Annotated in this window: 26 protein-coding genes and 1 pseudogene; 23 read left to right on the forward strand and 4 right to left on the reverse strand. The window is 44.5% G+C overall.

Annotated elements, in window-relative coordinates:
- The first annotated feature begins 12 nt into the window (after positions 1–12).
- From dnaB to POF51_RS23320, 3 genes are all read left to right on the forward strand, one after another.
- Positions 13–1362, forward strand: coding sequence for a replicative DNA helicase (dnaB, locus tag POF51_RS23310; protein ID WP_017246818.1), 1350 nt, complete (start codon positions 13–15; stop codon positions 1360–1362).
- Positions 1363–1543: 181 nt separating this feature from the next.
- Entirely contained in the window at positions 1544–2830 is a 1287-nt protein-coding gene (locus POF51_RS23315) for an adenylosuccinate synthase (protein ID WP_069850168.1), read from the forward strand.
- A 130-nt stretch (positions 2831–2960) separates the two neighbouring features.
- Entirely contained in the window at positions 2961–3176 is a 216-nt protein-coding gene (locus tag POF51_RS23320; RefSeq protein ID WP_020477510.1) for a hypothetical protein, read from the forward strand.
- A gap of 69 nt (positions 3177–3245) precedes the next feature.
- Here the strand turns inward: POF51_RS23320 and POF51_RS23325 are convergent, their stop codons facing one another.
- Entirely contained in the window at positions 3246–3701 is a 456-nt protein-coding gene (locus POF51_RS23325; protein WP_083261692.1) for a hypothetical protein, read from the reverse strand.
- A 173-nt stretch (positions 3702–3874) separates the two neighbouring features.
- Here POF51_RS23325 and POF51_RS23330 point away from each other — a divergent pair, with 173 nt between their 5' ends.
- From POF51_RS23330 to POF51_RS23355, 6 genes are all read left to right on the forward strand, one after another.
- A complete protein-coding gene (locus tag POF51_RS23330) occupies positions 3875–5371 on the forward strand; it encodes a LysM peptidoglycan-binding domain-containing M23 family metallopeptidase (RefSeq protein WP_069850163.1) in 1497 nt (498 codons plus the stop codon).
- A gap of 207 nt (positions 5372–5578) precedes the next feature.
- A complete protein-coding gene (gene yycF, locus POF51_RS23335; protein ID WP_017246812.1) occupies positions 5579–6289 on the forward strand; it encodes a response regulator YycF in 711 nt (236 codons plus the stop codon).
- A complete protein-coding gene (gene walK / locus POF51_RS23340) occupies positions 6286–8109 on the forward strand; it encodes a cell wall metabolism sensor histidine kinase WalK (protein WP_069850159.1) in 1824 nt (607 codons plus the stop codon). Before yycF ends, walK begins: the two co-directional genes overlap by 4 nt.
- Positions 8106–9488 carry a YycH family regulatory protein gene (locus tag POF51_RS23345; RefSeq protein WP_069850157.1) on the forward strand — a complete coding sequence of 461 codons (1383 nt, stop codon included), beginning with the start codon at positions 8106–8108 and terminating at the stop codon, positions 9486–9488. Before walK ends, POF51_RS23345 begins: the two co-directional genes overlap by 4 nt.
- Positions 9475–10248, forward strand: a complete 774-nt coding sequence (locus tag POF51_RS23350) for a two-component system regulatory protein YycI (protein WP_069850155.1) — start codon at positions 9475–9477, stop codon at positions 10246–10248. The genes POF51_RS23345 and POF51_RS23350 overlap by 14 nt, the downstream gene beginning before the upstream one ends.
- Positions 10249–10291: 43 nt before the next feature.
- Complete coding sequence (locus POF51_RS23355; RefSeq protein ID WP_069850153.1) at positions 10292–11080, forward strand: MBL fold metallo-hydrolase; 789 nt, start codon at positions 10292–10294, stop codon at positions 11078–11080.
- Here the strand turns inward: POF51_RS23355 and POF51_RS23360 are convergent.
- Positions 11075–11311, reverse strand: a complete 237-nt coding sequence (locus tag POF51_RS23360; RefSeq protein ID WP_069850151.1) for a hypothetical protein — start codon at positions 11309–11311, stop codon at positions 11075–11077. The two genes, POF51_RS23355 and POF51_RS23360, sit on opposite strands and share 6 nt — an antisense overlap.
- Positions 11312–11591: 280 nt before the next feature.
- On the opposite strand from POF51_RS23360, the gene POF51_RS23365 reads away from it, so the two are divergent.
- From POF51_RS23365 to POF51_RS23390, 6 genes are all read left to right on the forward strand, one after another.
- Complete coding sequence (locus POF51_RS23365) at positions 11592–12824, forward strand: S1C family serine protease (protein WP_069850149.1); 1233 nt, start codon at positions 11592–11594, stop codon at positions 12822–12824.
- 557 nt (positions 12825–13381) lie between these two features.
- A complete protein-coding gene (locus POF51_RS23370) occupies positions 13382–13624 on the forward strand; it encodes a CxxH/CxxC protein (RefSeq protein WP_069850145.1) in 243 nt (80 codons plus the stop codon).
- Between the two features lie 4 nt (positions 13625–13628).
- Positions 13629–14108: a 23S rRNA (pseudouridine(1915)-N(3))-methyltransferase RlmH gene (gene rlmH, locus POF51_RS23375; protein ID WP_017246805.1), complete on the forward strand. Its 480-nt coding sequence runs from the start codon at positions 13629–13631 to the stop codon at positions 14106–14108.
- Positions 14109–14293: 185 nt separating this feature from the next.
- Positions 14294–15190: a helix-turn-helix transcriptional regulator gene (locus tag POF51_RS23380; RefSeq protein WP_244521796.1), complete on the forward strand. Its 897-nt coding sequence runs from the start codon at positions 14294–14296 to the stop codon at positions 15188–15190.
- A 79-nt stretch (positions 15191–15269) separates the two neighbouring features.
- A complete protein-coding gene (locus POF51_RS23385) occupies positions 15270–16118 on the forward strand; it encodes a DUF2785 domain-containing protein (RefSeq protein ID WP_271756184.1) in 849 nt (282 codons plus the stop codon).
- Positions 16118–16465 (forward strand): imm68 putative immunity domain-containing protein, encoded by a 348-nt coding sequence (locus POF51_RS23390; RefSeq protein WP_244521795.1) that lies wholly within the window; start codon positions 16118–16120, stop codon positions 16463–16465. Before POF51_RS23385 ends, POF51_RS23390 begins: the two co-directional genes overlap by 1 nt.
- Before the next feature lie 167 nt (positions 16466–16632).
- Here the strand turns inward: POF51_RS23390 and POF51_RS23395 are convergent, their stop codons facing one another.
- A complete protein-coding gene (locus POF51_RS23395; protein WP_069850132.1) occupies positions 16633–17676 on the reverse strand; it encodes a zinc-binding alcohol dehydrogenase family protein in 1044 nt (347 codons plus the stop codon).
- 125 nt (positions 17677–17801) lie between these two features.
- Between POF51_RS23395 and POF51_RS23400 the strand changes: the two genes are divergently transcribed.
- The 5 genes and pseudogenes from POF51_RS23400 to POF51_RS23420 all read left to right on the forward strand — a co-directional run bounded on the left by POF51_RS23400 (position 17802) and on the right by POF51_RS23420 (position 21735).
- Positions 17802–18179, forward strand: coding sequence for a winged helix-turn-helix transcriptional regulator (locus POF51_RS23400; RefSeq protein ID WP_069850130.1), 378 nt, complete (start codon positions 17802–17804; stop codon positions 18177–18179).
- Between the two features lie 451 nt (positions 18180–18630).
- Positions 18631–19458: a helix-turn-helix transcriptional regulator gene (locus POF51_RS23405; protein ID WP_069850127.1), complete on the forward strand. Its 828-nt coding sequence runs from the start codon at positions 18631–18633 to the stop codon at positions 19456–19458.
- Between the two features lie 86 nt (positions 19459–19544).
- Positions 19545–20528 (forward strand): ABC transporter substrate-binding protein, encoded by a 984-nt coding sequence (locus POF51_RS23410; protein WP_069850125.1) that lies wholly within the window; start codon positions 19545–19547, stop codon positions 20526–20528.
- Between the two features lie 33 nt (positions 20529–20561).
- Positions 20562–20899 (forward strand): annotated as a pseudogene (locus POF51_RS23415) (cupin domain-containing protein).
- 101 nt (positions 20900–21000) lie between these two features.
- Entirely contained in the window at positions 21001–21735 is a 735-nt protein-coding gene (locus tag POF51_RS23420; protein WP_017246796.1) for a hypothetical protein, read from the forward strand.
- Positions 21736–21863: 128 nt separating this feature from the next.
- Here POF51_RS23420 and POF51_RS23425 read toward each other — a convergent pair whose 3' ends face one another.
- Positions 21864–22238, reverse strand: a complete 375-nt coding sequence (locus POF51_RS23425; protein ID WP_069850121.1) for a hypothetical protein — start codon at positions 22236–22238, stop codon at positions 21864–21866.
- Positions 22239–22738: 500 nt separating this feature from the next.
- Here POF51_RS23425 and POF51_RS23430 point away from each other — a divergent pair, with 500 nt between their 5' ends.
- The 3 genes from POF51_RS23430 (at position 22739) to POF51_RS23440 (ending at position 25596) form a co-directional block, all read left to right on the forward strand.
- Positions 22739–23407 carry a YdeI/OmpD-associated family protein gene (locus POF51_RS23430; RefSeq protein ID WP_069850119.1) on the forward strand — a complete coding sequence of 223 codons (669 nt, stop codon included), beginning with the start codon at positions 22739–22741 and terminating at the stop codon, positions 23405–23407.
- A gap of 208 nt (positions 23408–23615) precedes the next feature.
- Positions 23616–24707, forward strand: coding sequence for a BC_2427 family protein (locus tag POF51_RS23435; RefSeq protein WP_069850117.1), 1092 nt, complete (start codon positions 23616–23618; stop codon positions 24705–24707).
- Positions 24708–24846: 139 nt separating this feature from the next.
- The gene (locus tag POF51_RS23440; protein WP_069850115.1) at positions 24847–25596 is read left to right on the forward strand and encodes a CsxC family protein; all 750 of its coding nucleotides are present in this window, start codon (positions 24847–24849) and stop codon (positions 25594–25596) included.
- Positions 25597–25668 lie beyond the last annotated feature (72 nt).

A 25668-nucleotide genomic window follows, 5' to 3' on the forward strand; every position in this document is an offset into this window, starting at 1 on the left:
GGGGGGTGTGACGTGAGCGACCTGTTTTTGGATCGTGTGCCGCCACAGAACAAGGAAGCGGAACAATCGGTACTGGGTGCCGTGTTCTTGTCTAAGGAAGCTTTAATCACGGCCATTGAGATTCTCCGTCCGGAGGATTTTTACAAGACAGCGCATCAGCGCATCTTTCAAACGATGGTGGACCTGTATGAAAAAGGCGAACCTGTCGATCTGGTTACTGTTACAGCGGATCTACAGGACCACAAGCTGTTGGATGAAGTCGGTGGCGTTACGTATCTCACGGAAATCGCCAGCTCAGTTCCAACGGCTGCCAATATCGAATACTATGCAAAAATTGTAGAAGAAAAATCGCTGCTTCGGCGATTGATTCATACAGCTACCAAGATTGCCAATGACGGATATTCCCGTGAAGATGATGTCACGCAGATCATCGCGGATGCGGAGAAGTACATCATGGAGATCGGTCAAAATCGCAACAGTGGCGGTTTTACACCGATTCGTGATGCCCTTCTGGAAACGTATGAGCGGATTGAGTTTTTGAGTCAGCGACGCGGTGATATTACGGGGATTTCTACGGGATATACGGATTTGGACAAGATGACAGCAGGATTGCAGCGTAGTGACCTGATTATCTTGGCAGCCCGTCCTTCTGTAGGGAAGACGGCTTTTGCCTTGAATCTCGCGCAAAATGTAGCAGCACGTGCAGGTGAGACCGTAGCCATCTTCTCCTTGGAGATGGGGGCTCCTCAGTTGGTACAGCGTATGATTTGTGCGGAGGGCAATCTGGATGCGTCCCGGATGCGTTCAGGGTCACTGGAGGAAGATGATTGGCAAAAGCTAACGATGGCAATTGGTACGCTGGCGAAAGCGCCGATTTACATCGACGATTCACCCGGGGTTACTGTACAGGATATCCGGGCGAAATGCCGTCGCCTTCAAACAGAGAAGGGCTTGGGCTTGATCCTGATCGACTACCTTCAGCTGATTCATGGACGAGGCAAAGGAGATAACCGTCAGCAGGAAGTATCTGAGATCTCTCGTACGCTAAAAGGGATCGCGCGTGAGCTGAACGTGCCAGTTATCGCCCTGTCGCAGTTGAGCCGTGGTGTAGAGCAACGGCAGGACAAGCGACCGATGATGTCTGATATCCGTGAGTCGGGGTCAATTGAGCAGGACGCCGATATCGTTGCCTTCTTGTACCGTGATGACTACTATGACAAGGAATCAGAAAACAAGAATGTCATCGAAGTCATTATCGCCAAACAGCGTAACGGCCCGACCGGGACGGTGGAGTTGGCGTTCTTGAAAGAATTCAACAAGTTCGTTAACTTGGATCATCGCTTTCGAAATCAAGCAGGTTAATAGTTGGAATGGAAAAAAAGCCGGAGAAATTCCGGCTTTTTTTTCTATATTGAATTGCCGAACATATTAAGAACTAACTATATGAATGTTCGTATTTAGCGTTGACATGGGGAGTCTCGTTTAGTAAACTTAGATTGTTTCAGGCCCGAAAAGACATGATAATATCAGGAGGTGTTTTTCGATGTCAACAGTCGTTGTCGTCGGAACCCAGTGGGGCGATGAAGGTAAAGGTAAAATTACAGACTATCTAGCTGAAAGTGCAGAGGTAGTGGCTCGTTACCAAGGCGGTAACAACGCAGGCCATACCATTATTTTTGATGGTAACAAGTATAAGCTGCATTTGATTCCATCCGGAATTTTTTATAGTGACAAGACCTGCGTAATCGGAAACGGTATGGTAATCGATCCGAAAGCATTGGTAAAAGAGCTGGAGTACATTCATAGCTTCGGTTTTTCTACAAGCAATTTGAAAATCAGTGATCGCGCGCATGTGATTCTGCCGTACCACATCAAGCTGGATGGCGTAGAGGAAGATAGCCGCGGTGCTAACAAAATCGGTACAACCCGTAAAGGTATCGGACCTGCTTACATGGATAAAGCAGCCCGTATCGGTATTCGTATCGCTGACTTGTTGGATAGCGAAGAGTTTGCTCGCAAGCTCGAGCGCAACCTGGCAGAGAAAAACATGCTGCTGGAGAAAATGTACAACACAACTGGCTTTGAGCTTCAAGAAATTCTGGATGAATACTTGGCTCTGGCAGAAATCATTCGTCCTTACGTAACTGATACATCTGTTGTCCTCAATGATTCCATTGATAGCGGCAACCGCGTATTGTTTGAAGGTGCACAAGGCGTATTGCTCGATATTGACCAAGGTACGTATCCTTACGTAACGTCCTCCAACCCAATTGCGGGTGGCGTGACTATCGGTTCTGGTGTAGGACCAACTAAGATTCACCAAGTAATCGGGGTTGCAAAAGCTTACACGACGCGTGTAGGTGATGGTCCGTTCCTGACTGAGCTGACTGATGCAACAGGCGACCATATTCGTGAGGTTGGATTCGAATATGGTACGACAACAGGTCGTCCACGCCGCGTAGGCTGGTTTGACAGTGTTGTTGTTCGTCATGCTCGTCGTGTCAGTGGTCTCACTGGTTTGGCGATCACCAAGCTGGATACCCTGTCTGGAATCGAGACCCTGCGTATTTGCACAGCGTACAAATACAATGGAGAAGTTATCGAAGCGTTCCCAGCGAACCTCAACCTGCTGGCGAAATGTGAGCCAGTTTATGAGGAGTTGCCAGGTTGGACTGAGGATATCACAGGCGTTCGCAATCTGAACGACTTGCCAGAAAACGCTCGTCACTACATTGAGCGCATCACGCAACTGACTGGTATTCCAATGTCGATCTTCTCCGTAGGACCGGATCGTGAACAAACTGTCATTGTTCGTGGCATTTACGGATAAGCAATAGACTATATAATAGAAGAAAGCTGTCGATCAATCGGCAGCTTTCTTTTTTTGCAACGGACAGACACGAAACGACACCCTCTGGGCATATGGATAGACATAGGGAGAAATGGAGAGGTGAAAAGTGATGATGGGTTTTGGATTTGACCAAAAGGCCATGAAGCTGCTGGGCAAAAATGTACAGGTAAAGATGATCAATGGCGTCGTCATCAAGGGAACCATGACTCATTTTAACAATGGCTACTTATGCTTTATCACCACATACAAACAACAAAATGACGCCGAGAAAACGAAAATACGCAGACTTGCGTTAAAAGACGTTACCTCGATGCAAGAGGTGTGAGTTCACAGATGTCCATAACGAAATAAGCCATCTTTCCTAGTTAGTTAAGGGAAGATGGCTATATTTATTTTAGATCATGCCTCCATACGATCGGATGATCTCGATTGCAAGATCACCCTGATCTTCTGGTACGACTGCCGTTAATAAGACACTCCGATATAAATTATCGTCGCCCCGGTCTGCCATGCCGCTGGCGTCAGGATCTACTGCTGCCATGATGCTTGCATCCCTGCCGCTTGGGAAGTCACCTGCCAATGTAAGGCTGCCCAAGCTGGGAAAATCTCCGGAAATAGGATTCATGATCTGTTCATTCCCATCACCAGGGAATTGTCCAATTCTGTCGATCTGAATGATGGAAAAACCAGCTTGTCGAAGTGCTTTTTCTGCCTCTTGGGCATCGTCCTCGGTTTGAAATCCTGCAAGAATGTTACGTTCCTTCACGTATATCAGCTCCCATTTATGATAAATGCTACCAATTATTTGTACATATAGTGACTCTACGGCTATTTTTTTATTCGACAGCAATTTACACTTGATGTTGTCGTTTATCTTATGGTAAAGTCGACATAGTTGGTTTCTTTAGGCAATTTGGCAGATAAATGGAAACTAAATTTTGGTATATACGACCTAATCAATAAATTAAAAATTTTCAGGAAATAGAACGAGCAAGTTGTATCTGTTTTCAGGAGGGACAAGTTATGCATTGGTCGGAATGGAAGGCCAAGCTGCAGGAACGGTCATCACGAATCGTTCGGGATTGCAGTGATCTGGCGAAACGTACAATGAAACGTACAAGCTCTTACATCCAGTCGCATAAAAAACAATCGCTTTCAATTGCGGCAGGTCTAGTATTGACGATTGCTGGTGGAGCATCTGCACAATACTATTACACAAGCAACGTCAATTCTGTCTACCATGTCAGTGTGAACGGCAAAGAGATTGGCGTGGTAAACGATCCAAATGTGATACATAACTGGACAGCAGCCAAGCTGGAAGAGGAAAAGGCAAAAACAGGCCTTAACTTGCAATTGGCTAACTATATCGCATTTGAAGAAGAGCGTGAATTCAAGGCACCGTTCAATAATGATGCCGCTGTACAAGCTCTGGCATCCGTAGCGGATCTCAAGGTTCAGAGCGTTAAGCTGACGATTGATGGCAAAGTGGTAGGTTACCTGCCAGACCAGCAATCAGCTGATGAAGTACTGGCTGAAGTGAAGCAAAAATATTCCGGAGTTCCTGCAACGACAGGGAAAAAGACTTTTGTAGCAGCAGCATCAGCAGTCCCAGTCAAACCAAATCCGGTAAAAGAAGTCGCATTTAAAGAAAACGTAGAGATGCAAACCGAAACAGTCGATGCATCTCAAATTTTGTCTGCCGATAAACTCGAGGAGTTGCTGGTAAAAGGCACCTTCAAGGATATGAAGCACACGGTCGTAGAAGGCGATTGCATCGGTTGCATCGCGAAGAAATACGGCATTACATCAAAAGATATTTACGCGAACAACCCAGGCGTCACGGAAAATACGGTCCTTAAATTGGGACAAGAAATCAATGTAACCGCAGTACGTCCACTGGTTACTGTACAAGTCAAAGAAGAAGTAGATCAGCAAGAGGTCATTGCTTTTAATACTCAAATTAATAACAATGACAAGGTCCCTAAAGGCGAAACAAAAGTCGTACAAGAAGGTAAAAACGGCACTAAAACAGTTAAGTACGAAGTTTTGAAAGAAAATGGACAAGTAGTCGATCGCAAAGTCATCAAACAAGATGTAACTGTGCAGCCTGTAACCAAAATTATGGAGCGCGGTACAAAAGTAATTCCATCGCGCGGGACAGGCCGTTTGAGCTGGCCTGCTAGCGGATATATCAGCAGCGGCTTCGGCAAACGCTGGGGCAGCATGCATAAAGGAATTGATATTGCCGGTTCTGGTTCTGTCATGGCGGCAGACAATGGACGTGTCACCTTCGCTGGTTGGAATGGTGACTATGGAAAATCGGTTATCATCGATCACGGCAATGGAATGAAGACATTGTACGGTCACATGAGCAGCATTAATGTGAAAGTCGGCGATGTTGTTAGCCAAGGAAAGAAAATCGGCGTAAAGGGTTCTACTGGACAATCGACCGGCGTCCACCTGCATTTTGAGGTTCTACAAAATGGACGAAACCAGAACCCGATTCGTTACTTAAAATAGACATGTAATTTCTGGATAAGAAAGGGCAACTCTTAGGAGGGGCCCTTTTTTTGTTGGCAGGGATTGAATGCCAAGCCCTTCTTTACATGGCGTACATGGTGTATTGTAGAGGAATAGTGAGGGTCGAAGTGGAATCCTTGAAGAGGCAGTTTGAGAGGAAACAGGCGACTGTTGGAACACGTACTTACAGAAAAAGGAGGGCGCAGGATGGCAAAACTCCTCGTAGTTGACGATGAAAAACCGATTGCAGATATTTTGAAATTCACGTTTGAAAAAGAAGGATATCAGGTCGTATGCGCCTACGATGGTGATGAGGCACTTGTCGTGGTCAAGGATGAGCGACCAGATCTGATTTTACTAGATGTTATGCTTCCAGGCAGAGACGGAATGGACGTATGCCGAACCGTTCGTCAAACGTATGATGTTCCGATCATCATGCTGACTGCCAAAGACTCTGAACTGGATAAAGTACTCGGGCTGGAATTGGGCGCGGACGATTACGTGACGAAGCCATTTAGTACGCGTGAGCTGGTAGCCCGTGTAAAGGCCCATTTGCGCCGTAACCGCTCGAAAGTGGAGGAAAAGGATAGCCAGCATGTACTGCGCGTGCATGAGCTGGAAATCGATTTGAACTCATATACCGTCGAAAAGGTGGGAGAAGCATTAGAGCTGACGCACCGTGAGTTTGAGCTGCTGGTATACCTTGTTCGCCATCAGGGACAAGTATTGACGCGAGAGCATCTCCTGCAGTCGGTCTGGGGATTTGACTATTTTGGCGATGTACGGACAGTAGATGTGACCATCCGTCGTTTGCGGGAAAAAATCGAGGATGATCCGAGCCAGCCGAAGTACATTATCACGCGGCGTGGTTTGGGCTATACATTACGCAATCCCGGCATGGGAGGCCAGCCTGGATGAGGCGGCTGTTCAAAACCGTTCAGTGGAAAATGGTCATCATTTACATGCTGTTGATTTTGCTTGCGATGCAATTTATTAGCGCCTATTTTGCCCGGGAAGTCGAGAGCTACTACATCAACAACTTTTCCGAGGCATTGAATGGACAAGCTAGTTTGTTAGCGAGTTTGCTGGAAAGCGATTTGCGCCCGCATGACGGGAAGGAATCCAACGCCGAACAAAACCGTCAATACATCGACAACCTGATCAACAATCTGGTAAAAATCAATGGAGCGAATGTGCAGGTCATCGATCAGACAAGAACGGTGGTTGCGACGACAGAGGACAAAAGTACAATTGGACAGCGGACCTCGCAGCCTGAAGTGACGGTTGCCTTGCTCGGGACGCGCAGTGAATCGATGCGGATCGATCCGAAGACGGGGGCGCGGGTGAAAGTATTGGCACTACCTGTTAAGGGCGATCAGATCGTATACGGCGCGGTATACATGATCGCTTCGATGGAAGGCACTTATGCGACGATTGGTAAAATGAACGGTATCTTGGGGACAGGTACGATGATCGCAATGGTCATTACGGCGGTGCTCGGGGTCGTGTTGGCCCGCACCATCACCAAGCCAGTGAAGGAGATGACCCGTCAGGCACGATTGGTGGCAGACGGGGATTTTAACAGTAGTGTACGTGTCTATAGCGATGATGAAATTGGTCAACTCGGTATGGCCTTTAATCATATGACTTTGCGTTTGCAGGAAGCGATTTTGCAGCAAGAAGAAGAGCGTGAGAAGCTCGCGGGAATTTTGAGCAACATGACGGACGGTGTCATTGCCGCTAACCGGAATGGACAAATCATCCTGTTTAATCGTGCTGCAGAAGATATGTTGCAGGTGACGATGGCTGATGTCCTTCTCAAGAGACGCACCTTGTACGATCTGCTGGGTCTGCCGCCAGAGGATGAGATGTCGCTCTATGCGCAGGAAGAACCACTTTTCATTGAGATGACACTGCCGAATAAGGAAGAAGTGATCCTGCGTGTGACGTTTACGCCCTTGCAGCACGATAGCAAAAAAATGGGTGGGATCATCGCTGTCGTAGCTGATGTGACGGAGCAGCAACGACTGGAGCAGCAGCGCCGCGAATTCGTGGCGAATGTGTCGCATGAGCTGCGGACACCACTGACGACCATTAAAAGCTATGTGGAAGCGCTGCTGGATGGTGCAGTGGAAGATCCAGAGCTGTCCCAACGGTTCTTGAAGGTTACTTCGTCAGAGACAGAGCGCATGATTCGCTTGGTAAACGATTTGTTGCAGCTATCGCGTTTTGATTCGCAGGGGGTTCGTCTGCATTGTAAGGAAGCGGACATCAATCGATTGCTTCGCTATGCTGCCGATCGTTTTTCCATGTTCAGTGAGCAACAGGAGGTTCAGCTCAGCTTGGATATGCCGAGCAAGCTTCCGCTGGTTTATATTGATTTGGATGCGATCAATCAAGTATTGGATAATCTTTTGTCCAATGCGATCAAGTATACGCCTCAAGGAGGCACTGTGGTTCTCATGGCAAAAGAGAACCACAAGCAAAAGCGGGTCCAAATCTCCATCACCGATACAGGAATCGGTATTCCCAGTCGCGATTTGAAGCGAATCTTTGAGCGCTTCTACCGCGTAGACAAGGCGCGTTCGCGCGGTCAGGGTGGAACAGGCCTGGGATTGGCGATTGCCCGTGAATTAGTACAGGCACACGGTGCAGATATCGAGATTACGAGCGAATGGAACGTAGGAACGACAGTCACGTTCTGGGTGCCACTTGCCCAAGGAGGAAAAACGGGATGAAGCGGATGCTAGAGCCTGCCAAGACCGTCTTACTCAATCTGCTAGTGCTAGCCAGCTTTGTTTTGACAGCGATGTTGTGGTCGAATCAACCTAACCTTCAATTTATTGAGCCGGCAGAGTACACGCAGTCAAAGCCAGTTCAGGAAAAACAACTCGAACAGCTCGTTACGCCGGAATCCGTTGTTTTTCACTATGGGGAAGATCGCCACACAAAAGCATCCGCGACCGATGCTCCTTATAGTTTGATCGTGCGAGAAATGTCGAAATGGATCTTCCTCGATTTTTCTCCGCTCACCATCTCCAATGAGAAATGGGAAGATATTGCCCGGGAAAAGATGGGTTTGGAAGTGCGCTTTCGGAGCACGGTTCCCTTGTCAATTGTAGGTCGGCTGGTAACCTTTCGGGATGAGTTTGACAACCGAATGAAAGGGATTGACCGATTGTGGTTGTACTACGAGAAGGACGAGGATGTTGTCTACGCGTTATTTTTGTCGACTGAGGAAGGTCGAATGATGCGTTCTCGAACATCGATCAGCCCTAAGGATTTGCGAGAATCGTATTTGGCTTCTGGTGATTTAATGCCTGAGCAAATCATGAAAATCGTCAAACCAGAGCGAAGCTTCGTAGATTTGGAAGGACCTGCGCTGATGTGGAGCACTTACTATTTGCCCAAGAATCAGATGCGCATGCAGCAATTCCGCTACAGCTACGTACCTGTTACGAATGATAGATTGATCGAGTCCTACTTTATCGATCAGTCGCTCGTCAGACAGATTATGGAGCGGGACAAAACGGTTATTTTTACAGATGGCAGCAGATCGATTCAATTGAGATCGGAGCAGCAGGCGTTCACGTTTACTGATCCGGCATACCAACAGCGGGATCAGGAGCTGTCTGATGAAGAAAAAGTGCAGAGTGCCGTTACCTTCATGAATAAGCACTTGGGCTGGCTTGATGACTATCATTTTGAACGAATCAAGAAGAGCTACAATGAAAAGGACTTGATCACGTTCCGCCATTACTTGGGGGCGTATCCCTTGATCAGCGAAGGGGAGGCCAAGCAGATCGATACCATCCAAATCACTTCAGAGGCAGGCCAGGTTGTGACGATGAGCCGATCGCTGCTGGATTTGGACAAGTATATCGATAACAAAGAGTGGACGGTTATGTCTGGTCCGGAGCTGTATCAATATATCCGCGACAAAAAGCTGGCGGACACAGAAAAAATCACGAACGCTTATTTGGCTTATCAGACCAAAGTAGGCGAAGGATACGTAGACCTGATGCCAATCTGGGTTGTGGAATTGACGAATCAGGCGAACCTGTATATTTCTGCGCACACCAATAAGGGAGGAGGGAAGGCGCATGGATTGGAGTAGGACCAAGACGATTCTGATCTGGGCCTTTCTTCTCCTCGATTTGTTTCTCCTGTATCAGGTGTATGTGACGCGCATTAGCCTGTGGAATGACAAGGAAGTCGCGCAGAGCGAGAAATGGAATACAGAGCTGTACTTGAATCAGCAAAATATCACATTGGATACAGAAGTACCGCAGGATACACCGGAAATGTCCAATTTGGATGCGGAGTATATCGGAATTAATCCGATTTCCTTGCATGAGATAACAGGACTTGAGGCGACGGTAGAAAAGATGGCGCTGGCTGCCAAGCTGGAACCACCGATGCAGATTCGTGGTCAACTGAATCCGCAGGAGCTCTTGCGTCAAATCGGACCGAGGCTGATTTATTCCGATCAGTACGTATCCGATCCATATCAATCGAATCAAGCGCGGCTCTTGTATTGGCAGGTCTATGATAAAATGCCAGTATTCGTCGCTCCGTTGGAAATGTATTTGGACAACGGAACGATACTCGGATACAGGCAGACCTTTTTCCACCTTCGTAAGCAGCAGGGAGAACGACAGGTGATCTCTGGTTATGCGGCACTACGCTCTCTGGTGGACAAGCAAATCATTTCGCCAGGAGAACGGATTGAGAATGTGAGCCTGGGTTATTACGGTTCTTACGATGCGGATATTCAGACGCTAGTGCCTGTATGGCGCGTGGTTCACGATGGCAAATGGCATTTTGTCAACGCGATTACAGGAGCGCTGGAGCGTCCGATGGTAACGCAGCGCTGAATAGATAGACAGCCTGGGAAAGATACGGGAAGAGGGATGTTCGGTGAGATTTAGTGTGTTGGCAAGCGGGAGTACAGGCAATGCCATTTATGTGGCGACAGACCGTGTCTCCGTATTGATCGATGTAGGCATTACAGGAAAGCAGGCAGAAGCGGCACTGGAGACTATTGGTGTCAATCCGGCCGATCTGAGCGCCATTCTCGTCACCCACGAGCACGTCGACCATATTAAAGGAGTCGGCGTCATGGCGCGGCGATATGGATTGCCGATTTACGCCAATGAAAAGACATGGTCGGAGCTGGAGGGGCAAATCGGGACGATCAAGGAAGATCAGCGACGCTTCTTTTCTGTGGGGGAAAAGAAAGAGTTGGAGGATTTGGGCATCGAGTCATTCGGAATCTCGCACGATGCTGCCGAGCCGATGGGCTTCTGTTTTTATGATGGCAAGAAAAAGCTCAGTGTCGCGACAGATTTGGGGTATGTCAGTGATAGGATTAAAGAGACGATTCGTGGAGCAGATGCGTACGTGTTCGAGTCCAATCATGACGTTGAGCTGTTGCGCATGTCGCAGTATCCTTGGAGCATTAAGCGACGTATCTTGAGTGATGTCGGGCACTTGTCCAATGAAGCGGCGGGCGATGCTTTGCTCGATTGTCTAACAGGTGGGGCAGAACGTGTATACCTCGCCCACTTGAGTAAGGAAAACAACATGATTGATTTGGCCCGACTGACGGTCAAAAACATCTTGGAGGAGCGGGGGCTATCTGTTGGTGACGATGTGCATCTGCGTGATACGTACCCGGATCGGCCTACCAAGCTGGAAGAGCTATAAGATCGGTTTGATCCCCGTTTGACGACTGGCGATGCGCTCTGTGAGCTTCGCGTACGTATCGATATGGAAAGTTAATTGTGTATCGAGCTCATTCACTTTGGCAGTCAGCTCGTCATGTGTCAGCAGTCCTTTGGCTACTAGCAGCTCGATCAAGGCATGCAGGAAAAGCGTATTGTGGTAGTCTACTTCCTGAAGGTCAGCCAGCTTGGCGATGAGGTGGACTTCTTTCAAGTCTATCAATCCTTTCTATTTGGTCTGGCAGGAAAAAGCTTTTAATCTATCATATCCGTGCTCTCGGAGAAATATTCCGAGAGCTTTTTTCTATTCCACAACCTTTCCATAATTCTCACGCCATTTTGCCGAAAGCGGGTCGTATACTAAGGGTGTCAAAAGGAAACAGACATAAACGAAATCAATCATGCAACCAATTACGGCGCATGTCATTGTGTATACGAGCATCAAAAACCTGTAAAGCTAGTAATGGTAGAAAGTAGAAAGGGGAGTATGAATCATGGGTTTCTATGATGATATAACTCATGTAGAGCGGAAAAAACAACGCGGTTCTAGTATTGGACGAATGGTTGTGACATCGGTAACGTCCGCTGTAATTGGGGGGATGGTCGTCCTGCTCACGCTGCCGACTCTCTCCAATGCCGGATATATTAATATGGTTAAGCCTGGAACAGAAAATGCGCTAAGCAGCAATGCCTCTTCTTCTAACCCGTTTGCCAAGCCAGTATCTGTAAGCGTGGGCTCTGGTACAGTAGATGCGGTGAAAAAAGTGGAGAATGCGATCGTTGGTGTAATCAACATCGGTCAGCGCAGAAACAGCTGGATGCAGAATGCAATGGATGTCGAGCAGGGCCAAGGCTCTGGTGTCATCTTTGAGAAAAAGGGCGGAAAAGCCTACATCGTTACCAACTACCACGTAATCGACAAGGCGCAAAAACTAGAGGTCGCCCTGCCAACCGGTGAAAAAGTATCGGCGAAAGTGGTCGGTGCCGATGGTTACACTGATCTGGCTGTACTGGAAATCGACGGCTCCAAGGTTACGGACGTTGCTGAGTTTGGTGATTCTTCTACCTTACAGGTGGGCGAACCGGCCATTGCCATCGGGAACCCACTCGGCATGCAGTTCTCCCGGACTGTGACACAAGGCATTATCAGTTCCAAGGAACGCTCCATGCCAATGGACATTAACGAAGATGGTCAGGATGACTGGGAACTGGACGTCATTCAAACAGACGCAGCGATCAACCCTGGTAACAGTGGTGGTGCTCTCGTAAACATCGAGGGTCAGGTCATCGGGATTAACACCTTGAAAATTTCCAAAGCCGGTGTCGAAGGGTTAGGTTTTGCCCTGCCGATCAATGATGTCAAAGTGATCGTGGACCAGCTGATGGAAAAAGGCACGCTGGCACGTTCTTACCTCGGTGTGCAGCCGCTCGACTTGGCAAATGTGCCGCGCTACGAATGGAAAGAAACTTTGAATCTGCCTGACAATGTGAATGCTGGTGTCGTTGTGCAAACAGAGGTAGGCAAATTCTCTCCTGCGGGTGAAGCAGGCTTGAGACAATTCGATGTCATCGTCAAGCTAGATGACAAGAACATTTCCAATAGCGCTCAGCTGCGCAAGTACTTGACGATGAGCAAAAAGCCGGGCGATACAATGGAGGTTACGTACTATCGTGACGGTATCCAGAAGACTGCCAAAGTGAAGCTGACCGCTCCGCCACAGCAGTAAGAGGTACTGACCAAAGCCATTTTGCGGGCAGGCATGGGAAGGAAACAAACGTTGACGGGCAATTCCGGGATGCATTTTATCCCGTTTGCATATATGCAGCATCTGAAGTTCCCCCCTCTATCTATTTTTAAATAGATCCCTACTTAAGAGCGCCGAGCTGATACGGCGCTCTCTTTTTTTGTTGTTGATCAGACTTTCGGTGGAGGAGAGAAAAAAGAAGAAAACGCTCAAGTTCTTGGGCTACCTGCTGTGAGGTGGTTCTGCCCAGCTTCATGGAAAAAGTGAAACCCGCGTCCAAAGTCGCGCAGCTATGCAGTGTCTCAGAGGTGGACGCTAAAGGCAGGTTTCCCTTTTTCCATTGCGCTTCGGATGGTATCCCAAAGACTTTCGCCGTTTTCTTCTTTTTTCTCTCTACAGCTTTAACTGTCGATCGAGAGTTAAAAAACAAAAGCTATAAAATGCAGAGGCTATGTCATTTTACTGGATTCATTTGTTTTGTTGCGGTTCTGGGGTAGAATAGGAAGCGACATTATTCGTACGGAAAAGAGGCAATCGATATGGACATGAAGATGAAGAGCATTCAGATAGAAGGCAAGGAAGTTGAGCTGTTGGCGGAATATCCGGTGCGGTTTGCTTGCATGGAGCATTTGGAGCAGGAGTTGGATGATTACGTAAATGATTTTGAGGCGGCGCCGGATACGTATGCAGCACAGGCGATTGAGGGCGATGGAGTAGACAAGCGTTGTCGGGAATGTGGAGAGCCTGGGCAGATCGCGCTTTTGAAAGAGAAGGGAATGTAGGATCATGCAAATTTCGATTATCACGGTAGGAAAGCTGAAGGAGAAATATTTGCGTGAGGGCATTGATGAATACAGCAAGCGTCTGTCTGCTTACTGCAAGCTGCAAGTGATTGAGGTCAATGATGAAAAGGCGCCGGAAGAGATGAGTGCGGCGGAGATGGAGCAGGTGAAGCGCAAGGAAGGCGAGCGTATCCTGGCGCAGATCAAGCAGGATCAGTATGTGATTGCGCTGGCGATTGATGGGCAAATGTGGTCATCGGAGAAGCTGTCTGCGGAGATGGACAAGCTGGCTTTGCATGGGCGCAGTCAGGTGGCGTTCGTGATTGGGGGCTCGTTGGGGTTGTCCGATCAGGTATTGAAGCGGGCGGATGCATTGCTGTCGTTTTCGAAGATGACGTTTCCACATCAGTTGGTGCGGTTGGTGTTGTTGGAGCAGGTTTATCGGGCGTTTCGGATTAGTCGGGGAGAGCCTTACCACAAATAGTGGTAAAACAGCGGATCGAGCTAGAAGTACAGTTGAATCAGATAAGAAAGTACTATTTACTTGAGAAAAGAACAAAATGACCGGAGGGGGCAGGGAAGACTCCGTTCGGTCTTGTAAAAAAGAATAAGAGAGGATACGTTGCAAATCAACGTCATATATAAATGCGCGTAGATCGATTACTATCCATGTTACTCATTATCTCAAAAAAAGGTACGGTTACAGGTAAAGAGCTTGCGGAACATTTTGAGGTGTCCATACGAACAATTTACAGAGATATAGAAAAGTTAGGTGAAGCAGGTATCCCAATCGCATCCATTGGTGGTAAAGGTGGGGGCTATTACATTATGGAAGACTATAATGTGGACAATCTTTTTTTAAACAAAGATGAAGCTTCTACTTTCATGGCGATAATGAATAATCTAAGTTTTCTATTTGGGAAAAACACAACGTTTCATGATATTGTTTTAAAGATTGAGAATACGCTTAAACAAGAAAAGAATACAAGCAAGTTAGACATTAATCTGTCTCATTTCAGTATGGAAAATGAATTAAAGGAATACCTGCTTCTATTAAACAATGCTATTGAGAAAAATAAGCTAGTGGTATTCGAATATATCAACAGAAGTATGGAATATTTCGAAAGAACAGTAGAACCGTTTCAAATTACATTTTCCGCCGGTCAATGGTATTTGGTGGGCTTTTGCAAAGAAAGAAATGACTACAGAAGGTTCAAGCTAGTACGGATCAAGAATTTGAAAATGGGTGAGAACTTCGAAAAAAAGGATATCCCAAATGAAGAAATCCAAGAAATAATTGAGAATAGCTATCTTACGCGAGGCATAACCGTTACCTTAAAGTTTGCTCATAAAATGGGAGAGCAATTAACTGAGTATTTTCAAAAAGAGAAAATAACTAAAACACATAACAATCAATATATCGTTGTGGATCAATTTCCATATGAGGAGGGATTACTGAAATTTATTTTAAGCTTTGGTAAGGAATGCGAGATAGTGGAGCCCTGTTATTTGAGAAATGAATTACAAGAATATATAAAAACAATATTGCTACCATACAATGACTGACATACAGGTGTCAGTTATTTTGTTTTATAGTAGGGGTGTAAGTAGTCCGGAAATAGCGTATATTCAAGGGGATGAGATAGTGAGCAATACAAGAATGAAACTCATGATAGACCTGCAAAGAATTGAGAAGGAACATTACCAGCTTCGTGAAGGTGAGCGGACACAGGATTTTTTAACTCTAATGCTGCAATTTATCGGAGATCCTCAACCGGAATTACGGGATGAACTGATCTATCCGACACTGTATAAATGGATTTATGAAGAGGATCGGTTTACGGAAACGGAATTGAGCACTCTTTTGGCAATTCTGACCGATGAGCATCATTTGTTCTATCATATTGGTAGCGAAGGTGACCAGTCTGTATTTACAAGAACGTTCTCTGTTCTGCCAGTAGCTTTAATAGTACGGCGTCACAGCAAGAAGCCTTTTCTGGATTATGCTGAATTCCAGAATCTTAAGCATTCGCTGCTCCGCTATTATAAGGAGGAAAAGGATCTGCGCGGCTATCTGCCTGAAGGAGGCTGGGCTCATAGTGCGTCACACGGTGCGGATGCTTTGCTGGAGCTGGTCAAGTGCCCGGAGGGCGATACAGCGGTACAGCTTGAAGTACTTGCTGCTATTGAGGGGATGCTCCATAATGGGAAACAAATTTTTAGCGATGAGGATGATGAGCGGATCGCCAGTATCGTGGATACCATGATTGAAAAGGGTCTGCTTCCACAGCAGGAGCTCGCTGACTGGATAAGCGGTTTGACACAATGCGTCGACTGGCCGAGAAGCTACGTTCAGATGATCGCTCGTGTGAACAGTAAAAATTTTCTGCGTAGTCTATATTTCAGAAGAGGACAGGGTAGCCGCGGAAATGTTCTTGCCGCTGTCATTCTTGCTGCAGAGACGAAATTGAACAAGTTTGCGACTGGAAGATAGTGAATTCATCCTTTCCGAAAGCTGCTTTTTTGCAAAAAAATGCTAACGGCACGTTTCGAGTAGAACTTGATATGGCCTGCTCAGCTCTAATCGATCTTTCAGCCATTGTGGTGGAGTCTCAAAAATCAGGCTATGTCGATTTGCATGATTTGGATGAGGATAGGCAGCCGTGCAAACTTTATATAGATGCCTCCGAAGAAAAAAGGAACCTGCTTCGGGATGAATTGTACAAGTTTTCCCGTAATCCGCTGGCTTACAAATTAGCCGAGCTTGTTCCGGCCGATGATATGAGAGAGCTTGCGGAAAAGGCAAAAATGATCGCAGATGAGCTGGCACCGTTAAGCTGAGCCTTATCACAAGTAAAGGCAAGCTTTTACAGAAGTCTGGGGAGAAATTGTCTCGCTAGCACATACCGTTGTACTCAAAAAGGCCCCGTATTAGCAGGGGGCCTTAGAGTTGTTTATTCACATTATCGCGTTTTGGAACCAAACGCGCTTACTTCGCCTTCATAGTATCAGAAGTTTTCTAAAACAATTTTTCCAATGGTCCGTCCAGACTCCAACTTCTCATGCGCGAAACGTAGGTTTGCTGCATTGATGGGCTCTAGTCGTTCAGTCAGCGTAGTTTTTATTTTTCCAGCATCGATTAAGTCCGCCAGTTCATTCAACAATTCGTGTTGTTTGATCATGTCATTGGTATGAAACAAGGACCGTGTAAACATGAACTCCCATACAAACGTTACACTTTTAGAAAACAGCAAGTCCATTTTCAAGCTCCCTGTCCAGGTAGCTTTATTTGTAGGAACGATAGAGCAAATTTTACCTTGGGGGACAATGACTTCCGCCATATTTTCAAGATGTTGAACAGTATCATTCAAGCAAAGGATATAATCTACGGTGTCAATACCAACTTCCTTGAGTTGAGGGTGAAAAGGTTCGTTGTGGTTTATGATAAAATCCGCACCGAGACTGTTGACCCATTGAATTGACTCTGGACGTGAAGCAGTACCGATGACGGTCAACCCTGCTAATTTTGCAAGTTGAATAGCAATCGATCCTACTCCTCCAGCTGCACCGATAATCAGTATGTTTTTGTTTTCACCTGTATTTACGCTAATTCCTAAACGATCAAAAAGGCCCTCCCATGCAGTTATCGAGGTAAGCGGTAATGCGGCGGCGGCAGCGAAATCCAAACTTCTTGGCATATTTCCCACAATTCGTTCATCAACTAAGTGAAATTCACTGTTACTGCCAGGTCGAGACACACTGCCCGCATAATAGATCTTGTCCCCAGGTTTAAACAATTGGCAGTCAGGACCGACTTGTTCTACGATTCCAGCGGCATCCCAACCAAGAATTTTCGGTGAATCGGCTTCGTAGTTATGTACTTCGCGGACGCCTACGTCTGCAGGGTTGACAGAGATTGCTTTTACACGTACAAGCAAATCGCGGCCTGTAGGTTCTGGTTTATCCAAGTGCAGATCAATAAGGCTTTCCGGATTGGATATGGGGAGGTAACGGTAAGCACCGACAGCTTTCATCTTTTGGTGAGTATTCATGGGTATTCATCCTCTCAAATAGGAAATGTTGTACAGTTGCATTGTAAATCGATTCAATTACTTTAAGTAAGTACGCATATTTTTATGGTATAGTATTAAAAATCAAACCATTGGGGGATAAGCTGATGGGAGACCGAAGAAAGAAATATGGAGTAAGTCCAGATATGCAAGCATGTCCGGTTGAAACAACGCTGGATGTTATTGGTGGAAAGTGGAAGGGGATCATTCTCTATCAGCTCCTGAATGGAACGAAAAGATTCAATGAATTCAGGCGGCTCAATCCAGGAATAACGCAGTTTATGCTCACATTGCAGTTAAGAGAGCTTGAACGGGATGGCATCATTCATCGCGAAATATATAAAGAGGTTCCTCCAAGAGTGGAATACTCCCTTACTGATTTCGGAAGGACTCTGGAACCGGTCATTATGTCAATGAAAGCATGGGGCGAGTCTTATAAAGTGCGGCTTAATGAAAATCCATCGATACAAGGGGAGGAGAGTTAAAGGAAAGTTGGGTAACAAGGCGGTGGGTACAGGGCCATAGCTACATTCCGCAAAGGATGGCCTTAAAAACTTGCTGTTACGGACAGCGCGGAGAGCCTTATCATAAGTGATGGCGAAAAATTTGTGAGAAGAAGGGTGTAGAGGTGTGGAGGAGTGATGGAGGAAGGTGCTATAGAAATAGGCTTACGATCGGGACGGGTGTCGTCCGATGACGAAACCACAACACAGACCAAGGAAGATCTTGTTACTTCTTTTGATCCTCACCTTCCCTATTTTTGAAAACATCCTGACCTGATGCCGCTACCCGGCGGTTTGAACACTAGCCGGGTAGCGGCATTTTTATTATTCATATAGGTTGACAATGATAATCGTTATCAATAATGTGAGAATATGATGTACAACGATCCATCTCAGGATTCCGGCAAACTACTATTGAAATGAGGTATGCAATGTGAAAATCGACGTTGATCAGTTAGCAGAGCATTTTGCACACATTCCTTTCCAAGTAGAAGGAATATACCGATATGCTAGAAATCCAGGTGTGCCTTACGCTGACTATACAGATTCCTTTCCTGGATTTGTGTTTCCACTTACAGGGAGGGTACAATTTCAATTTAATGGTACGCCTTATATCCTTTCGCCAGGAAAAGTTGTGCATGGCGGTGCAAAAATGAAACTAGCTCAAAAAATGTTTGGTAACACCAACTGGGAATATATTCTTGTTCTATACCGGATATGTAATTCAGAACTAGAAGGGTCAAGCTTTTCTCATCAGCATTTTGAATTATCAACAGGACAATCCCCTCGTCTGATTGAATTAATCATGCGTCTTTGGCATGTGTATAATCAGCGCGGAGGCCTTTCGATGTTTCAGACCGAAATGCTGTTTCGAGATGTACTGAATGAAGCCTTATTATGTGTTGTTAATAGGCAAAATAGCTGTGAATCACATGCTTTATTCGAACGGGTATCTACTTATATTCATGAATACTATTATCAAAGCCTTACAATAGCATCGCTTGCAGAACAATATAACGTTAATCGAAATCGACTTTCTTACGTATTTAGAAGACATGCAGGGATGGGACCAGCAGAATATTTATTAAAATATCGTATAAAGATGGCGCAAAACATGCTATTTACAAGTGATGTGCCCGTACAGCAAATTGCGCAAACTGTTGGAATTGCTGACCCCTTTTATTTTAGTAGAGTGTTCAAGAAACAATTTGGTATTTCTCCTACTGAATATCGAGAGAAGTTCATCAATAATCCATGCTAATTTCAACAGGCATCCATTTTAAACGAATAATGACTTAACTATACTGATGGCAAGCCAAAGAAAACATCATGTCGGAGGAATTGCGTATGCACAAGATGAAAGGCTTGCTAATCTCCCTGCTATTATTAGCAGGCATACTAGCAGGTTGTAATGAAACACCTGCTGAAAATAAAGGATCAACTGCAGAAAGTACATCTACATCAGCAGTTAAGGCAGATGCACCTGATTGGCCAAGAACATTTAAGGATGCGTTAGGTAAAGAAATTGTTATCAAGAACAAACCAGAAAAATTGGCTGCATTATGGTATTTTTATCCTGAAATATTAGTTGCATTAGGTGAGCCTCCTGCTGCTTCTACTGATAAAGAGTATCTATCTTCTTTATCTTATTTAAGTGGAAAGCTGGATTCAGCTGAAGAATTAGGAGACAAATTGTCCCCTAGTATCGAGAAAATTTTATCTATTGAGCCTGATTATATTTTAGCAACAGAACAACATGAAAAAATGTATGATTCACTAGAAAAAGTTGCGCCAGTCATTACGTTAAAGTCCAAGGACATCTATGAAAATTGGCAATATGGACTTCGTACAGTAGCCGAGATTATTGGGAAAGAAGACGAAGCGGAAAAAGTCATTGATAAAATGATGAAAGAAATTACAACTGGGCGTGAAGCATTAAAGTCGATTCAAGGAGAGTCAGTAGCTCTTATTTTGTCTTGGGATGGAAAAACTTTTAATGTTCTAGGTGAAGGAAATCCTGTCTATACACTTGCGTTTGATAAAGAAAAGGGACTGGGGCTTACACCTGATGATACATTTGAAGGTACGAATAATAAATTTACGACGTTTGAAGGAATTTCAACTGTTCAAGCAGACCACATCTTCCTTATAGGTGACATTACAAAAAAGGAAATATTAATGAATGACTTAAAGCAAAGTAAGGTATGGAATAATCTGAACGCCGTTAAGAAAGGCAATGTCTATTTAATGGATACTTCCGCTATTACTGGAGGGCCATTAGCTATCGAATACGCTTTACAAAACATAACAAATGCCTTGCGTAAGCTCTAAATCATGCAGGTTAAAAAATAAGGAGGGATTAATATGCATTACCAAGCTATCAATCTGAATGAGGAGCTATCTACATTCACCGATCTCTGGTCTCCGAAAGTCATTGCTGAAATGAATGACTATCAATTTAAGCTCGTTAAGATTGCTGGGGATTTTATATGGCATGAGCATCAAGGTACGGATAAGGTATTTATGGTACTCGAAGGAGAGATGTTCATTGATTTTCGTGATGGTCGGGTGAAAATTTCCAAGGGTGAGATGTTTATTGTCCCGGGGGGAGCCGAGCAGAAGCCCTTCGCCGAAAAGGAATGCCATATCATGTTGGTGGAGCCAAGAGGCGTATAAACACTGGCGGTACTGAGTCTGAATAACAGCAGTCAATAATACTTGGATCGATCCAGTGTTTGTTACTAGTACGAACTCAATGTATGAGAAAATGGTTCACGTAAGAAAAATAAACAGAAGGTGAAAAGTGGAGTTGAAGCAAATGGAACAAGAGCTCGTTGCTTTAACATGCGGGGTATGCAAAGGCGTATCAGAGCGCATAAGGATGGAAAGTGAGCTGTTTGATATTGCTGGCTTCGAAAATGATATTATGGAATGGTCAGATTCTGAAAACGAAGTTCCTCCGTTGGATGAGCGACATTGGCTACGTTCTGATCGCCCGCCTGAGCAAGGTCAGGTTAGAACGGTGAAGGTTTCCCATCCTTTCCATATGAGGATTGGAGAACCCTTTTGGATCATGTACACTCCGGTACTCTCCAGTTTTAATGGATGGGATTCGCATCCCGAAGAGATTGAACAATCTTCATTTGTTCGGTGTTCTATTGAGCGTGTTATTGAGCGGAATGAGTTTACAGCTTGGTTGTGCATAAAGATTTTAGATGTATGGATGATTAAGGATTACAACGAGAGATTTCCAGAAAGAGATGGGAGCACAGGTTATTTAGAAGGTTTTGAGATGTTCGGAGATCCTTACATATTCAACTACCGGAACTGGCTATTTATCAGTGCTGGTGCACAGGGAGATCTCGGCGAATGGGGACTCGTAAAACAATTAAATAGTCAGTACCATATGCTCGTATATGGAGATTGGGGCTTTCATAAGAATAATGCTTATGGAGGAAACATCCTGCTGCCTAAGGATCGGATCGATGGATGGATCAAGCAAGCGATGGAGAATAATCGTTATGAAACGATAGAGTAGTAAGATGAGAGCGTGAAAGAGGCTTCATGGAAAGCATATGAATTTATCATTGCTTGGGGTAACGAAATAATGATTGAATATTAAAGGAAGGAGCTGACCGCCACAGCCCCTTCCTTATTTTTGCATTTTCATTCACATATACTGGAATTCGGGAATTTTCCTTGCAGATAGGAATCCCACAGGCTATTGATAAATTCAATATTGATCTTATTTTCAAACGCCTTGGAAATTAGACCAAAGTCGTCGGACGCATACCCTGCCAGCTCTGAGTTCTGTGTGATCCGAAAAGTTTGCTTAAACACAAACTCCCTAATTTCTCTAATCACGGTATTTTCAGAGGGGGCAATTTCCTCAACTTTTTTGTAACTAGAACTCCATGCCGTATCAAATTCATCAGCATCCCTAGCGTCTAATTCAGCGTCCCAATCAACATCTTTATTGAAGACATTCTCTAAAAAACTGTCATTACTGATTATCGAAAGTATCTCACTTGCTGTTTTCAACGGAACCAGCCCCCTTCCATAGTATACTAATGGGGATCACTTTGTAGCACAATGGGATATGCCTCAGTTTTTGCAAATCAGACATTCCCTTTCTTCTTCCATGCTTTGTATCTTCTCCGCTCAACTCTACAAGGCAAAATAAATTCAAAAAGGCTGACGTTTCGCAGTGCCTCGGCACCGGAACCGTCAGCCTTTCGTGCAGTTTATCCTACACCATCACTTTCTAACAAGGAATAAAAATTATCTCGGTCTTCGTCATCGAATTGGCCAAGTGTCCGTACCCTAACAAATTCATGTCCGCCATACATGTCCGTTCCTATTGTAGAGCGCGATCATATTATTGCTGTGCTCCCATTCATGAAATTTGTAACGTTAACGGTATAATAGAACGGAAACATAGAACACATGAAGAGAAATTCTGCGAAAGCTTTACATATGTGGAAAGTAAGATAGGCTTGGCTCCGAGCCGTACCACCCGAAATGAAAGGGGAAGATGCATCATGTCGAAAACAATCGTTGAGAAGCTGAACCTGCAAAAATATCAAAAAACGGCTGTCTTACACACACCGGAGGGTGAGGAGAGCTTAGCCGTTCTTAAAGAAGCGGACCATGAGTTGAAAGACGTGCAATATGACATGATTTTTGCCTTCGTACTGGATATAAAGTCCTTGCAGGAGCTCATGAAGAAGGTAATCGACCATAGCTATTTATTGGAGGGAGGGCTTCTATACGTTGCTTATCCCAAGAAAGGGAATAAAGTCTATCCGACTTATATCCATCGGGATGAATTATTCGATGGATTAGGAGCCGACGAAGATGGCTATATCGGGACAAGCACGATCAAATTTAATCGAATGGTCGGCATGAATGAGGTATTTACGGTTGTCGGGTTTAAAAATGAGAAAAAGAAGGCGGCAAAAGCTACATATAAGCCGAGTAAATGCGTAGATGATTATATAGACTTTGTGCCGAAAATAGAAGAGGATTTGCGTCATGCGCCAAAAGAGCTCGCTTTTTACCAATCTCTCACGCCCGGGTACCAAAAGGATTGGGCTCGGTATGTATATAGTGCCGTACAAGAGGGGACACGGGCAAAGCGCCGAGCTGAAATGATGGCGGTCTTGGCTGAAGGCTTTAAAAGCATCGATCTCTATCGCCGGAGTAAATGAGGCGCTGTTTGAAGTTGTGAGGAGACCTCCATAGAATGAAATACAAGAAGAGCCCGCGTCGAGCGTGGGCTCTTTGTTGCTTGCATGAACCGAGGCGACCTCTTATATAAGAATACATCTTCAATGTATATATTAGCCTAAGGGCAAAAACACTATTACAGCATATATTAATATAACGATGATTTTCTTTATTTGGGAGTGAAATATTGTGAAAACTCCATGGATAAATTATGCGAAGATGGGGCAGATCAGTTTAAAACAAAAGAATAGTAAAAACACTAAGGTACCGCCAAAAAAAGAAATCCGTCTCAAAAAAAATAAAAAGAATGATGGCAAACAGCTAACGGATGTGAAAAATCGCAGAGCTGGAAACTATCATTATTGTCATATAGCTGAGAATTTTGATTGTAACCACAACTCTCAAGACGATGAGTTTTCTGTTTCTGATAATGTTATGGAAGTGAAGGATTCCAAAGATATTGAGCAAGTTTCTCAGAGTGAGCAAGTCGATGAACCGACTAATGATCCGCAAATCGAATCGCCTAAACGTGGAAGAATCTATTCGCTAACAAACAAAAGCCCATTTTCGACTATTATAAAAATTAAGGATTTTCTTCATCCCCCCATTTTTGGCGGTATAGATCAAAATACAATTGAATTTATAGACCTAAATAATAAACAACAACCTCAATTAGATACAAAGCTAGTCAATAGTACAGCTCATTATCAGGAGGAGATTTTTGGTCGTTTAATTCATTCCACAATTTCTGGAAGTATATTTTTAACTACTACTATTCAAACGTGTAATATGAATAAACAAGATAATCTTTATCACACTTTTGTAGCTCCCATTCATGACTCGCCAGATACAATTTCAGCAGAAACAAATCATATATCCTGTCCTACTCATCATTTCATAAATATCAGGGTCCCAGTTATAGTTGGAGAATATAAGGTTGAAATACCTCTAGATGAGGATATTATGTTTGAAGAAGAGATACTGGGTATTAAAGGAATCTCAAATGAGGTAATCCTTAAGGAGTGTAGATTGGTTCCTACTCAATTTCATCCATCATTAGGGGAAGGAACTAGAAAAGCTCGGGAAGGAGATTTATTCCTGGAGGGATATATACATCAAAATATCGAGTATTCTGTCGCTGACAAAACAAATGGTACTACAATTCAAAAAGAGTCAGTAATGAATTTTTATCAATTACATCAAAAAATTGCAGTAGAATTAATTGTTCACATACTACAAATTCAACCGGTTCGAATCAGTTGTGATGGCACTAAAATTTAGGCAATAACGGAATCAAACACCGATTCATGTAAAATGGGTATGTTGTCTAAGAGAATTGCCCTTACTTAAAAAGGAATGCGGAATATAGTGATATCGAGTTTAAAAAACTCAAATTGAAAATTGGAGTTGATTTCCAATTATGAGCACTAGCAATCCAAATCAAGTGACCCCCGCATGTCCAGTGTTTTCGGCAGAACAAAATCCATTAACAGTCGAACCAACCACGATCATTTCTCAAGCAGCTTTACCAACCATTAAGGTTCCAGTGGTACTTGTAGAGCCAACACTTCAAATCGTTGTAGAAGCAAATATTCCACTTAACCCACCAGCAACTGAGATTAAGAGAGTGGTAAAACATGTATTTCTCAATCAGGTTAAACTTGTTCCTGTCGCATTTCAGCGTATTGGTACTACTGACTTTTTCAATGTTACAAGAGCCAAGTTATTTGTAGCAGGATTCATTCGTAAAAACATTGAATATGCTGCTGCTGGATGTAGTGGAGCACTTCAAGATACAATTGCGGATGTTTCTTTTACAGGTTTTGCTGACATCAGAACATTTTTAACAAGGCCAATTATTGGTGTCTCTGAGGCGAGTAAAGCATTTTTCCTCAATGAGAATGATGGCCAGATTCCACGTTTGGATAAAAATTTCTTCCAAAATCTCGTTAAATACAACGAACAACCATTTGGTGAGTTGGTAGCTGCCAACTTCTATGAACTTGATTTTTCACCGGTTATAGCATCACCTGAGGGAACGTTTAGTAGCCTGACTGAAAAAATTGTCCTAGACCTTACTGTAAAAGTGTTGCAGACACAACAGTTATTAGTTAATGCTACACAACAAATTACAATTCCTCCTGCAGGTACAGTTGGTTGTGACGAATAGGTTAATCTAAGAAGGTTATTCCCCATCGGCCTAAACGGTCGGGGGAATGACCTTTTTTCATTTTCGGAAATG

It is taken from the genome of Brevibacillus sp. AG, assembly GCF_028369215.1.
Classification (GTDB): Bacteria; Bacillota; Bacilli; order Brevibacillales; family Brevibacillaceae; genus Brevibacillus; species Brevibacillus porteri.